Genomic DNA, 12,448 nt, shown 5'->3' with positions numbered 1-12,448 from the left:
CGTCAGGCCCCTCCGTACGATTTGATCACTGAGCCGTCGTCGACCTCCTCGACGGAGAGCGGCCGATCACCCCCGAACAGCGGCCGCGCGCCTCGAGACCCGTCGAACAGGTAACACCGACAGCGACTCCCGTCGGAATCGAGCACCCCGAAGAACGGGACGTCGTCGCGCTCCGATCGCCGAACGTCCCCCCTGACGAGGTACCCTCCCGGGGTCGAGCGAATCTCGTAACAGACGACCGAGCCGTCCTCGGAGGCGAGCGTCCGCCACCACTTCACACTGCCACCCGCCCCCAGACGTGCGACGACGCCGACGGCGCTATCGCCCCGGTCGACTTGGCCGACGACGACGGCGTCGGCGGCGTCGTCGGGCGCGGAGGCGATGTCCCAGAACCAGTAGGCCGGGTAGGTCCGCCGCCAGGCGATCCCGCCGTCGCCGATGGCGAGGACGCCCGCCGGCGACCCGTCATCGGCGGGTCCAGCGAGTTTCCCTGCGAGGAGGAACGTCGACCCGTCGGGCGCGTACGTGTCTTTGAGATATTGAACGTCGGCATCGTAGGTGCGGTTCCAGCGGACCGCACCGTCCGATTCGAACTGCAGCAGCCACGCCGAGTCGCGCCAGTCGTCGTACGATTCGCGCTTGGAGACGAGCGTGTAGGCGGCTGCGCCCGTCGATAGGGTCGTGGGCACGATCGCCAGCGGACTCCAACCATCTCCCCCCGCCGGTCGGTAGCGCCGCGACCAACGACGTTCACCCCCCACATCCAGCGCCGCAACCCACGCGGCGTCCTCGCCGTCGTGGCCGCCGATCAGCGTCCCGTCGGCCGTCGGCAGCACCGCCGACGGCGACCCGTTCGGAATCTCGGGGTGGAGCGTCCGATCCGCGCGGACCGTTCCGTCGTCGGCGACCTCGCAGAGCCACCCCGGAGAGTCATCGTCCCCGGATCGCGTCCCGGCGACGACCACCGAGCCGCGAGCCGTTTCCGCGGCGACTCCCGGCCGCCCGTCGACGTCGGCCTCCCAACTGACGGTCCACGGACTCTCGGCCATCGACCGCCAGGTCGGGTCGAGCCGATCGACCACGTCAGCATCGACGGAGGGCTGCGCGGAGGCGCGGCTACGAGTGAGGTATCCCACGCCGCCGACAGCAGCGGTCGCACCGAGAAGCAGGGCGCGGCGGCGTGTCGGCATCTACGTCGCACTTTCCACCGCCGAACAAAATATCTACGGGTTGTCACTGATCGGGGAGTACCGCGGCGTAGATTTATGTCTGTCAGCGTACCAGTCGACGTATGGCCGTCCTGACTGCCCTCCGCGAGAGCCCGGGCGCTCTCGTTCGAAATCCGGTGCTGTTCGTCCCGGTACTCGCCGTAATGGTCGTCCAACTACCCGTGATGCTCCTGCAATCGGTGAATCCGGTCCTCGCGAGCGTCGCCTCCGCGCTCGTCTCGCTGCTGTCGATCGCCGCGATCCCGTTCTTCCAGGGCGGACTGCTCGCGATGGCCGACGAAGCGCTCGGCGGGCAGACGTCGCTCGCGACGTTCCTCGACAGCGGGAAGCGACACTACGTGGCGATCCTCGTGGCGTATCTCGTCCTCCTCGCGGTCAACTTCGCCTTCGGGATGCTCGCGTTCGTCTCGACGTTCGCGGGCGGGATCCTGTTCATCGGAAGCGGCCAGTTCGGCGGGCCGAATCTCGCCGTCCTCGTCGCCCTCGGGATCGTCGCCGCCATCGGAATCCTCGCGTACCTGCTCGTCGTGTTCTTCTTGCAGTTCTACGGGCAGGCGATCGTCCTCGAAGGCCGCGACGCCGTCGAGGGACTGAAGCGGAGCGTCGGCGTCGTCCGCGCGAACCTCCTGAGCACGGTCGGTTACGTACTCGTCGCGGGCGTCGCGGGCGCGATCGCCGGGATCGGATTCGCCGGTGCATCGACGCTGCTGTCGCCGGACGCGACGGCGGTGATGGGGAACCCAGCGCCCGAACCCTCGCTGTCGATGCTCGCCGGTGTGGGCGTCGGCGTGCTCGTGCTCGGAACGCTGTTCGGCGGCTTCTTCGCCGTCTTCTCAGTGGCGTTCTACCGAGAGATCACCACGGAGTGACGTCGTGATCGACGGGAGAGCAACATTGAATGTAGCACTATTTGATTTATCGCAAGCGCTCGCAGCGAGGCGTCAGTGACTGGCGACGCACGTGTGAGCACATCACGACACCGCTAACCGGAGAATCAGCGAAGACAACGCAAAACACGCCCCCCAACCGTCGGCTGCTTCTGACACAGACGAACGTCAGCGTCGACAAGCGCAGCCAGACCCGGCCGCTAGCACGGAGCGTTTGTCTATCGTCAGCTTGATCGTACGGATCCGTACGACCGTGGGCAGATGCAAACGCGTCGATCGCGCAGCGCGGTGTTGCTCCAGATCGACGAGCATCGACTGGGCGAGTGTGTCCGCGACGATCGCGGACGGACTGGCGGCACCCCTTCGACGGAACTGGCCAGTGGTATATGGCTGAGTGGTGTATCAATCGAACGTGATCGCACTGGGACAAGGTGGCCACTCGAGACTCTCACGTCGAAGTCCGAATCGGAGCGCCATCGGCGGTACGTGGCTCGTGAAATGCTGCCACTAGGGCGTTGATTCCGGTGATTCTCGTCTACCGCGCGCTCTGTGCCACAACCGACAGTAAACTATATTTTGCTATACCAATTGGGGAGCGGAAGCGCGACAGCCACCTACGACAACTGTTCGCCGACGATCCGGTCGGCTTCGGCGACGAACGCCTCCCGAGAGCCCGTGGGGATCGTCGCGCCGGCGGCGACGTTGTGGCCGCCGCCGTCGCCGCCGACCGCGCGGGAGGCCTCGCGCATCACCGCCGAGAGATCCAGCCCCTCGCGAACGAGTGCGTGAGTCCCCCGGGCGCTGACCTTCACTTCCTCGTCGGACTTCTCGGCGAACGCGAGGATCGGAATGTCCCCTCGGATCCCCGAGGACCCGACGGCCATCCCGGCGACGATTCCGACGATGGTCTCTCTGATGCGCGTCTCCGCGTCGAACCACTGGACGTGCTCCTCGACGGTCGTCCCCTCGTTTTGCACCCACTGAAGCCCCTCCGAGAGGTTTCGGCGGTGGTTCCTGAGCAGCGTGCGCGCGCGGTCGAGGGCATCCCCTCGATCGCCCAAACAGACCGCGAGGCCGACATCCGCGCGCTCGTATCGGGCGGTCGCGTTCAGGAGCGTCGAGAACTCGCTGACGTCCCGGAGTTCGGTGCCCGGCGCTTCGTCGGTCAAGGTGTAGGTGGTCCCGACGAGCGCGTCGATCCGGCTGGCGGGGACGCCCGAGGCGATGGCTCGCTTCAGGAGGCCGCTCACGACGGTCTGTCGCTCGGACATCGTGAGGTCGACCCAGCGACGCCACTCGCCGTCTTCTCGCAGGTCCAGATCGAGCCCCGAGAGGAACTCGACCGCGCCGTTGGCGTCGTTCGTGATCCCCGGAATGCGGACGTCGCTGGCGTACTCGAGGAACTTCGGCAGCGGCCGCGTCTGTCGCCCGTAGACGAGGAGGTCCGTCGCTTCCTCGACGACGCCCGCGGCGACGCCCTCGTCGACGATGCCCTGATTCGCGCCGGAGAGGCCGCCGTCCGTTGCTTGCATATCCCCGACCGCGCCGACGACGGCGAGCGCCGCGAGGTCGCGGTTGTCGCCGTCGGACGGTTCGAGCGCGCGAGCGAGGACGTAGCTCGCGCCCGCGCCCGACAGTTCGGACGCGCCGTCGAGGCCGAACAGCAGCGGGTTCAGGTGGTGGCCGGGTTCCGGGACGCCGTCGGGGAGGTCAGCGGGCTGGTGGTGATCGGCGACGACCGGCGTGAACGCCCCCTCGGCCGCGTGGGGCGCGATGACGTCCAACTGACCGCTCCCGAAGTCGGTGAAGAGCACCGTCTCGTAGTCGGTCGCGGCGATCCGGGCGACCTCCCGCTCGTCGAGCTGTTTCGCGAACACGGTCTCGAACGGAATCTCCGCGCGTTCGAGGGCCGAGGCGGCGACGGCGGCGCTCGTGAGCCCGTCCGCGTCGATGTGGGACGCCAGCAGGACGCGATCGGCGTCTCGGAGCCGCTCGGCGCAGGCGACGGCCCGCTCGCGGAGTTCGGGAACGGGACCGTCGCCGCTCGTCGTCGTGTCCGCGCTCATACCCGGCCGTGGGTCGCTCTCGGATTTAAACCCACGCCCGTACGAGGAAGTCGGTGTCTGTGTTGCGGCAGCGATGATGAACACCTCGAAAGCCCCCGCCCTGGCAGTTGCTCAGTCGCAATCGTCGAGCCGAATTCGCCTATCGAAGAAATCGTACGCGCGGCGTCACTCGTGATACGTCGGCGCGGCTTCCTCGACGGTCGCGGCCGCGAGTTCGTCGAACGTCGCGTTCTCGGGGACGACGTCGACGCGGATACCGTGGCTTTCAGCCGTCTCGCGGGTGGGTGCGCCGATGACGCCGACGACCGCGCGGTTCAGGCCGGCGACCGCTTCCTCGCGAACGCCCCGCTCCTCGGCGGCCGCGAGGAAGTTCTCGACGGTGAGCGAGGAGGTGAAGCAGACCGCGTCGAGGTCGCCGCCGGCGGCCATCACCGTCGACTGCCCGGAGCCTTCGGGTCTGACGAGCCGGTAGAGGACCGTTTCGTGCACGTCCGCGCCCGCCTCGCAGAGCCCGTCGAGGAGGACCTCGCTGCCGTGGTCGCTGCGTGCGACTTCGACGCGCAGCCCGTCGACGTCGCCGTCGAGCCGCGAAACGAGCCCCGAGGAGGTGTACTCCTCGGGGACGACGTCGACCGTCCAGCCCGCGGCGCGCGCCGCGGCGGCAGTCCGCGGTCCGATGCAGGCGAGCGTGGCCGTTCCCGGCGACCAGCCCGCCTCATCGAGGAGTTCGACGCCGGTCTTGCTCGTCAGGACGACGAGGTCCGCGGGCGTGCCGTCCGCCGCGTTTCCGGTGTCTGGGACCGTGCCGGTCGGCTCGACAGCGAGCATCGGGTCCGGGACGGGAGTGGCCCCGAGGGAGTCGAGCAGTTCGACGGCCTGGTCCATTCGCTCGTCGTCGGGGCGGAAGACGGCGACGCGGACGTCGCGGGTCATCGCTCGCCCTCCACTCCGCCCGTTCGGTTGCGCAGGAACGCGACGACGCGGTCTCTGGTGGCCGCCACCTCGCCGATGACGGTGATCGCGGGCGGTTCGATCCCCTCGGCGTCGCGGACGTCGACGATATTTTCGAGGGTCCCGCTGGCAACGCGCATCTCCGGCCACGTCGCCCGTTCGATCAACGCGACGGGCGTCTCGGGAGCCATCCCAGCCTCGCGCAGCGCCGCGGTGTACTGCGGGAGCTTTCCGACGCCCATCAGGACGACGAGCGTCCCGCCGGTCGCCGCGAGTGCGTCCCAGTCGACCGCGGACTCCTCCTTCGTCGGGTCCTCGTGGCCCGTGACGAACGAGACCGAGGAGGTGTGATCGCGGTGGGTGACCGGGATGCCGGCGGTCCCCGGCCCGGCGATCGCGGAGGTGATTCCGGGCACGACCTCGAAGGGGACCCCCTCGCTCGCGAGGTGCTCCATCTCCTCGCCGCCGCGGCCGAAGACGAACGGGTCGCCGCCCTTCAGTCGAACGACGTCCTTCCCCTCGCGGGCGAGTTCGACCAAGCGCCGGTTCGTGTACTCCTGCGGCGTCCACTCGCCGCCCGCGCGCTTGCCGACGTCCTCGCGCTTGTCCTCGGGGATCGAATCGAGGATCTCCGGGCCGGGGAGCTTGTCGTGGAGCACGACGTCGGCCTCCTCAAGGAGGCGTCGCGCCTTGACAGTCAGCAGTTCCGGGTCGCCGGGGCCGCTGCCGACGAGGTAGACGGTGCCGGTCGAATCCGTTTCGGGGCTCGCAGGTGGGTTCGCTCGACGGTCGTCGTCGGCCATCGTCACTCCTCCGCCGCTTCGCGCGCGGCGGCAATCAGGTCGTCGGCACCGCGCTCTGCGAGGTCGGCCGCGAACGACGCGGCGGCGTTGGCGTGGTCGTCGACCGGGAGGTCACGGCTCGCCGACACTTCCTCGTCGCCGTCGGCCGAAAGCACCCGCGCGGTCGCGTGGACGTACTCGCCCTGTAGCTTGGCGTGCACGCCGATCGGGGCGATACAGCCGCCGCCGAGTTCCGCGAGCACCGTCCGCTCGACGGTCGTCTCGACGCGCGTCCGGGGGTGGTCGACGGCGGAACGGATCCCCTCGGTCGCCTCGCTCCCGTCGCGGGCGGTGATCGCGATCGCGCCCTGTCCGGGCGCGGGGACGAACGTCGCGGGATCGAGGCGGGCGTACTCGACGTGGTGCAAGAGGCCTGTGCGCCGGAGTCCGGCCTCCGCGAGGACGATCGCGTCGTACTCGGTGTCGATCTCGCGTTCGAGCGCGCGGCGTTCGATCTCCGCGAGACCGTCGAACCATTCCTCGATCGACTGCTCGAACTCCTCGACGGCCTCGTCGCCTTTGCTGTCGGGGCCCTCGTTTCGATCGGCGTCGACGCGTCGCTCGTGTTCGGCCTGCAGCTCGGGCGCGAGCAGCTTCTCGATCCGCGTGTCGACGTTGCCGCGGAGCGGCTCGACCGTCAGATCCGGGCGTTCCGCGAGGATCTGCGCCTTCCGCCGGAGCGAGGAGGTGCCGACGACCGACCCCGCCGGGAGGTCCTCCAGTTCGGTTCCGTCGGGCGTGAGAAGCAGGTCACCGGCGTGTTCGCGCATCGGGACGCCCGCGACGACGAGGTCGCCCGTCTTCTCGGTCGGCATATCCTTCATCGAGTGGACGGCGGCGTCGACCTCGCCGTCGAGCACCTTCTCGTCGAGCGCGCGGACGAACGCGCCGGTCTTGCCGAGCCGGTGGATGAGCTCGTCTCTGATCTGATCGCCGCGCGTCTCGACCTCGACGAGTTCGACGTCGAACCGGCGGTCTTCGAGCGTCTCCCGGACGCTCGCGGCCTGTCGGAGCGCCAGATCCGAGCCCCGCGTCGCCAGTCGGAGTGTCCCGCGAGTAGTCATTGCCGAATCCTCGGCGGCCACGGGTGAAAAGGACACCACTTCCGTCGCGTCGGCGGTGGCGTCCCGGCTTCACCGGACCGCGCCGCCACCGAAACGTATTCGGCGCGGTTGGGCGTGTCCTCGGGCGTGTCCCTCCGCTCCCGCCTCGCCGCCGAAGCCGTCGAGTTCCTCCACGTCGGGCTGTTGTGGCTCCTCGTCAAGCCCGCGTTCGATCCCATCGATGCCGCCGTCTCCGCCCTGCCGGTTTCGATGACGACGCAGTTCTGGCACTCGGCCGTACTGGCGGCGGTGGGGGTCGGCGTCGTACGGTACTACGACCCGTCGTGGGATCTGATCCGCGGGTTCGTCGTCGGCGTCGCGACGACGGCGACGTTCCTGTCACTGTCCGTCTTCTCCGGGGCCGAGCGCGCCGCCGATGCCGGCGGCTCGTGGGGCGCGTTCGTCGCGACGTGCGCGTGCTGGTTCGTCGCGCTGGGCGTCGGCGTCGCGCTCGCACACCCGAGGACCTGGCGTCGGTTCCGAGCGTATTTCGCGGCCTGAGTCAGGGCGTGCCGATTTCGACGTGCCGCTTGTACAGGTAGTAGATCGCGAGCACGACGCTGAGCGTGAACGCGCTGAGGACCTCCGTCGCGAGCGCGGCGAGCCCCCAGACGAGCGGGTCGGGCGTCCACGACGCGTCGGACTCGGCGATCGCCCGCGCGTCGACGTACGTCGCGATCGGGTACATCACCGAGAGGACGAGGCCGAGCAGTCCCAGCACGGGAACGACGATGAACGCGCCGAAGATCGTGGCGATCCCGCCGGTGAGGAACAGATCGAAGAGGAACGCGCCGACGAACAGGATGGCGAGGAACCCGCCGAGAACGACGTACAGCGGGATGGCCGCGATCCAGTACCACCACCGCGAGTCGACGCTCGCGCGGGGGAGTAGGTCGCCGATCGGGTCGTCGAAGTCCTGCGTCGATGCGGCGGGCTCGACCGTCGCCGCATCGCTCGGAGCCGACCCGTCGTCGCCCGTGCCGGTCCAGGTGTCGTCGCCGCGGGGGCCCGGTCGGGTGTCCTCGCGGACCGGGCTGGAGGCGCCGGACTCGCGGGTCTCGCGGCGGCCGATGCCCGGGTCGTGCGTCCCCGAGGTCTCGGCCGGATCGCCGGCCGGCGATTCCTCGGCCACGTCCGGGTCGTCGTCGCGACCGGCCGACGACTCGTGGTCGCCGTCGGCGGAACCGGCGGAGTCGTCCGTCGAATCGTCGCGGGGAGGGCTGTTCATACGGGGTCTTTCGCCGCTATCGTACAAAAAATCGAGGGGAGCCGCGGCTAAGAGGGGAACGGACGCTATAGCGCCTCTTTGTACGCTTCCAGCGTCTCCTCGACGTCGGCGTCGGTGTGAGCGTAGGAGACGAACTGCGACTCGAACTGGTTCGGCGTGAGGAAGATTCCGGCGTCCTTCATCTCCTGCCAGAAGATCCGCTCCCAGCGCTCGGTCTCGGCGGCGGCGACGTCCGCGCCGGTCTTCGGACAGTGGTCGTACCGCGCGCACGACTCGTCCTGCGTGCAGCCGGCGTCGCAGGTCGGCGCGCCCTCGTCCACGTCGGGAGCCTCGCGCGTGAAGACGGTCTTGAACATCGAGTCGGTGCCGACGACGGTGTAGGCGGGTGCCTGGTCGGCGACGATGTCCGAGATGCCAGCCCGGAGCCGCTCCCCGAGGCGGTTCACGTGGTCGTAGACGTCGTTCTCGGCAGCGTACCGCAGGGTCTCGTAGCCGGCGGCCATCGTCACCGGATGCCCGGAGAAGGTGCCCGACTGGAAGACGTCGCCCGCGGGCGTGAACTGTTCGAGGATCTCGGCCCGCCCGCCGATCGCGCCGACCGGGAAGCCCCCGCCGACAATCTTGCCGAACGTCGTCACGTCGGGCGTGACGCCGAACTTCCCCTGCGCGCACTGGAGGCCGCCGACGCGGAAGCCTGTGATGACCTCGTCGAAGATCAAGAGCGCGCCGTGAGACTCCGTGAGTTCGCGGAGCCGCTCGTGGTAGCCGTCGACGGGGTGGACGATGCCCGTGTTCGCGAGGATGGGTTCGGTGAGCACCGCCGCGATCTCGTCACCGTGCTCCTCGAAGACGCGCTCTGCGGCCGCGGCGTCGTTGAACGGCACCGGGATGGTGTGCTCGGCGAACGACGAGGGGATGCCCGGCGAACTCGGCGCGGCGTTGTCGAAGCTCCCCTCGACGAGCGTCGACTCCTGCGCGCCGTGGTAGCCGCCCTGCATCACGACGATCTTGTCGCGGCCGGTGTACCCGCGCGCGAGGCGGACCGCCGAGACGGTCGCCTCCGTCCCCGAGTTCACGAAGCGGATCATCTCCACGGAGGGGACGTGGCGGGCGACGAACTCCGCGAGGTCGACCTCGATCTCCGTCGGCGCGCCGTACATCGGCCCCTCCGAGGCGTGCGACTGGACGGCCGCCCGAACCGGATCGGGCATATCGTGCCCGTACAGGAGCGGTCCGTAGCCCATCACGTAGTCGAGATAGCGGTTGCCGTCGGCGTCGACGACGTGCGCGCCGTCGCCGCGCTCGACGAAGAACGGGTACGGCCGCGTCGCTCGGACCGAGGAGTTGACGCCGCCGGGGATCACCGAGAGCGCTCTGTCGTACAGCGCCCGCGACTCGTCGTGTCTCATACGCGCCGGTTCGGCCGGCGCGTGCAAAATCCTTGTCGCTTCGGCGGGTCGGCAGCGTGTGGGGACACCTCGCCTGTCACTCCCCGCGGAGCCACTCGAGCGCCGCCGGGTCCGCCCCGGACTCGCCGCCGTCGGCGTCCGTTCTGAATCGATCGGCCAGCAGCAGGCCGATCGCGTCGTTGACGGCGTGGATCGCGATGAGCGCCGGCAGCGAGCGGAACCAGAGATACAGCAGGGTCGTCACCAGGGCCGGTTGCGCGATTCGGACGACGGCGTGTCGGTCCCACGTGTCGCCGACGTGGCCGAGCGTGAAGGCGAGGAACGAAACGCCGCCCGCCAGCGGCACGCTCCCGGTGAGTGCGAGGAGCCGTTCGAGCGCGTAGCCGTGAAACGCGGTCTCCTCGGTCGCGCCCGCGGTGAACGCGACGAACAGCCGTTCCGGAACCGACAGCGAGGCGAAGGAGCCGATCCCGGCAGCGAGGCTCTCGCCGCCGTCGCCGACGCGCGCCCACAGGGGAGCCGTGAGCAGGTTCAGCCCCGAGAGGACGAGCACGCCGGTCCCGACCTGCCGGAGGAAGCCTCCGACGGAGTCGACCCGCCAGCCGATCGACGCGAGGGAGTTGCCCTCGGCGGCGACGACGACGAGGAGCGCGAGCGGGACGGCCCACTTCCACGCGTGCTCGCGGAGGTCGGTGGAGCGGTCGGCGGCCGCTGGCCCGGCGGACGCACCGCGGGATCGACGCGCCCGATCGAGAAGCGTGAAACCCGCGAGCGCGACGACGAGTCCGACGGCGGTCACCGGCGTCAGTTGCACACCGGAAGAGAACGAGGGGCCGTCTTTGCTTTTTCTCTCCGACCCGGGCCGGAGCCGCCGAGCTTACACCGCGTCCGGACCGGTCTTGCCCGTGCGGATCTGGCGGGCCGACTCGACCGGGAGGACGAACACCTTGCCGTCGCCCTTCTCGCCGGTGTGCGCCGCGTCGGCGATGGCGTCGACGACGTCGGCTGCGGGGATGTCGGCGACGACGCACTCGACTTTCACCTTCTGGTGGAGGTCGACCGTGTACTCCTCGCCGCGCCACTGGCCCTTCTTCGCGGGCTGGGAGCCTCGCCCGGAGACGTTCGTCACCGTCAGCGACGGTGCACCGATCTCTGCGAGGCCCTGTTTGACGTCCGAGAGTTTGTCCGGTCGGATGTACCCCACCACCATCTTGATCGGCGTGTCGGTTGATTCTGCGTCGCTCATAGTTCGTCCTCGGTTTCGTCGTCGGAAACAGTTGCGTCGCGGTGCGCGCTCGGGCGAACGTCGGCGACGCCGCCGTCAGACCGGATCACGCCGCCGTCGACGCGCGCGCCGGAGTCGTCGGGACCGCCGAACTCGGGGTAGGTGTCGACGCCGTGCTCGGAGGAGTCGAGCCCCTCGAGTTCGTGGGCGTGGGAGACGCGCGCCTGGCCGACCGCGCGGAACGCGCCGAAGACCAGCGCCGTCGCGGCGAATGTCCACACCGCGATGACGGTGACGCCGACGACCTGCGGGATCGCCAGCGAGAGGAACGACGCGCTGCCGTTCCAGAACGCCGTCGCGGCGAAGGGGTACGCGAGCGCGCCGAGCACGCCGGCGGAGCCGTGGACCGGGAAGACCGCGCAGACGTCGTCGATCTTGAGTCGCTTCTCGACGAACTCGAAGACGATCGGCAGTTGCGCGCCGGCGAGCAGACCGATGGCGATCGCGCCCGGCCAGACGATGACGTCGGTGACGGAGGTGACGCCGACGAGGCCGGCGAGCAGGCCGTTGGCGACGTACAGCGTGTCGACCTTGCCGGTCTTGTAGGTCGCGACCGCCGCGGCGCCGATCGCGCCGGCGGCCATCCCGAGCGTCGTCACGAGGGCGACGCGGCCGACCGTCGAGAACGAGCCGAGGACGACCTCGCCCGACTCAGAGAGCGCCAGCGGCGACGCCGAGGTCCCGACGTTGAAGCCGTACCAGCCGAACGCGAGGATGAGCGTGCCGAGGACGGCGAACGTCATCGAGTGGCCGGGGATGACGTTCACGGAGCCGTCGTCGTTGAAGCGGTTGACGCGCGGGCCGATGATCCACGCCGCGGTGAGTCCGGCGATGCCGCCCATCGCGTGGACGATCACCCCGCCCGCGAAGTCGTAGAAGCCGAGCGCGTCGAGGAAGCCCCCGCCCCAGGTGAAGCCGGTGACGACGGGGTAGATGACCGCCGCGAGCAGTATCGTGTAGCCCACGTACGCGCGGAGCTTCGCGCGGCCGGCGACCGCACCGGAGACGATCGTCGCCGCCGTCATCGCGAACACCGCGCCGAAGAGCCAGTTGACCCAGACGCCGGGCGAACCCGCCTCGGGGGTGTAGAGGTCGGCGAACGCGCCGACCACGGAGTAGGAGCCGCCGCCGGTGGCCCCGCCGACGATCGTCGAGATCGCCGCGCCGACGAGGAAGAACACGATCACGCCGACGCTCCACGTCAGCAGGTTCTTCGTCAGCTGGTTCGCGACGTTCTTCGAGCGGACCTGCCCCGCTTCGAGCATCGCGAACCCGGCGTGCATGAAGAAGATCAGGAACGTGACCGTCAGGACCCACATCATGTTCACGCCTTGGACGACCGCGGACAGATCTGACTGGAGTGCTGCGCTCAGCATACGGTACCTCTCGTCGATGGTGCATCGAGTTGGCTTGGACGTTCGTACATCATTTGGTCAGTTTTGATCAGA

At 69.3% G+C, this 12,448-nt stretch carries 12 protein-coding genes; 2 read left to right on the top strand and 10 right to left on the bottom strand.

Going from position 1 to position 12,448, the window contains the following annotated elements; all coding sequences use genetic code 11:
* Positions 1-2: 2 nt before the first annotated feature.
* The gene (locus ACP99_RS04975; RefSeq protein ID WP_156105598.1) at positions 3-1,190 is read right to left on the bottom strand and encodes a hypothetical protein; all 1,188 of its coding nucleotides are present in this window, start codon (positions 1,188-1,190) and stop codon (positions 3-5) included.
* 101 nt (positions 1,191-1,291) lie between these two features.
* Here ACP99_RS04975 and ACP99_RS04970 point away from each other — a divergent pair, with 101 nt between their 5' ends.
* Positions 1,292-2,098, top strand: a complete 807-nt coding sequence (locus tag ACP99_RS04970; protein ID WP_049985533.1) for a DUF7847 domain-containing protein — start codon at positions 1,292-1,294, stop codon at positions 2,096-2,098.
* A gap of 632 nt (positions 2,099-2,730) precedes the next feature.
* Here ACP99_RS04970 and ACP99_RS04965 read toward each other — a convergent pair.
* The 4 genes from ACP99_RS04965 to hemC form a co-directional block, all read right to left on the bottom strand.
* Positions 2,731-4,182, bottom strand: a complete 1,452-nt coding sequence (locus tag ACP99_RS04965; RefSeq protein WP_049985532.1) for a DHHA1 domain-containing protein — start codon at positions 4,180-4,182, stop codon at positions 2,731-2,733.
* Positions 4,183-4,347: 165 nt separating this feature from the next.
* On the bottom strand, positions 4,348-5,115 hold the full coding sequence (locus tag ACP99_RS04960; protein ID WP_049985531.1) for a uroporphyrinogen-III synthase: 768 nt from the start codon (positions 5,113-5,115) through the stop codon (positions 4,348-4,350).
* Complete coding sequence (cobA, locus tag ACP99_RS04955) at positions 5,112-5,936, bottom strand: uroporphyrinogen-III C-methyltransferase (protein WP_049985654.1); 825 nt, start codon at positions 5,934-5,936, stop codon at positions 5,112-5,114. The genes ACP99_RS04960 and cobA overlap by 4 nt, the downstream gene beginning before the upstream one ends.
* Before the next feature lie 2 nt (positions 5,937-5,938).
* Positions 5,939-7,039 (bottom strand): hydroxymethylbilane synthase, encoded by a 1,101-nt coding sequence (gene hemC, locus ACP99_RS04950; protein ID WP_049985653.1) that lies wholly within the window; start codon positions 7,037-7,039, stop codon positions 5,939-5,941.
* Positions 7,040-7,165: 126 nt separating this feature from the next.
* Here hemC and ACP99_RS04945 point away from each other — a divergent pair, with 126 nt between their 5' ends.
* Positions 7,166-7,579: a hypothetical protein gene (locus tag ACP99_RS04945; RefSeq protein WP_049985530.1), complete on the top strand. Its 414-nt coding sequence runs from the start codon at positions 7,166-7,168 to the stop codon at positions 7,577-7,579.
* A 1-nt stretch (position 7,580) separates the two neighbouring features.
* On the opposite strand, the gene ACP99_RS04940 is transcribed toward ACP99_RS04945, so the two are convergent.
* From ACP99_RS04940 to ACP99_RS04925, 5 genes are all read right to left on the bottom strand, one after another.
* Entirely contained in the window at positions 7,581-8,306 is a 726-nt protein-coding gene (locus ACP99_RS04940) for a hypothetical protein (protein ID WP_197052354.1), read from the bottom strand.
* A 65-nt stretch (positions 8,307-8,371) separates the two neighbouring features.
* A complete protein-coding gene (hemL, locus tag ACP99_RS04935) occupies positions 8,372-9,715 on the bottom strand; it encodes a glutamate-1-semialdehyde 2,1-aminomutase (RefSeq protein WP_049985529.1) in 1,344 nt (447 codons plus the stop codon).
* A gap of 76 nt (positions 9,716-9,791) precedes the next feature.
* Complete coding sequence (locus ACP99_RS04930; protein ID WP_049985528.1) at positions 9,792-10,529, bottom strand: CPBP family glutamic-type intramembrane protease; 738 nt, start codon at positions 10,527-10,529, stop codon at positions 9,792-9,794.
* A gap of 63 nt (positions 10,530-10,592) precedes the next feature.
* On the bottom strand, positions 10,593-10,961 hold the full coding sequence (locus ACP99_RS18990; RefSeq protein WP_081927147.1) for a P-II family nitrogen regulator: 369 nt from the start codon (positions 10,959-10,961) through the stop codon (positions 10,593-10,595).
* Complete coding sequence (locus tag ACP99_RS04925; RefSeq protein ID WP_081927145.1) at positions 10,958-12,376, bottom strand: ammonium transporter; 1,419 nt, start codon at positions 12,374-12,376, stop codon at positions 10,958-10,960. Before ACP99_RS04925 ends, ACP99_RS18990 begins: the two co-directional genes overlap by 4 nt.
* Positions 12,377-12,448: the final 72 nt, after the last annotated feature.

The sequence above is a fragment of the Halobellus rufus genome (assembly GCF_000739575.1).
Taxonomy (GTDB): domain Archaea; phylum Halobacteriota; class Halobacteria; order Halobacteriales; family Haloferacaceae; genus Haloquadratum; species Haloquadratum rufum.
This window is presented reverse-complemented; position numbering and strand designations above follow the sequence as displayed.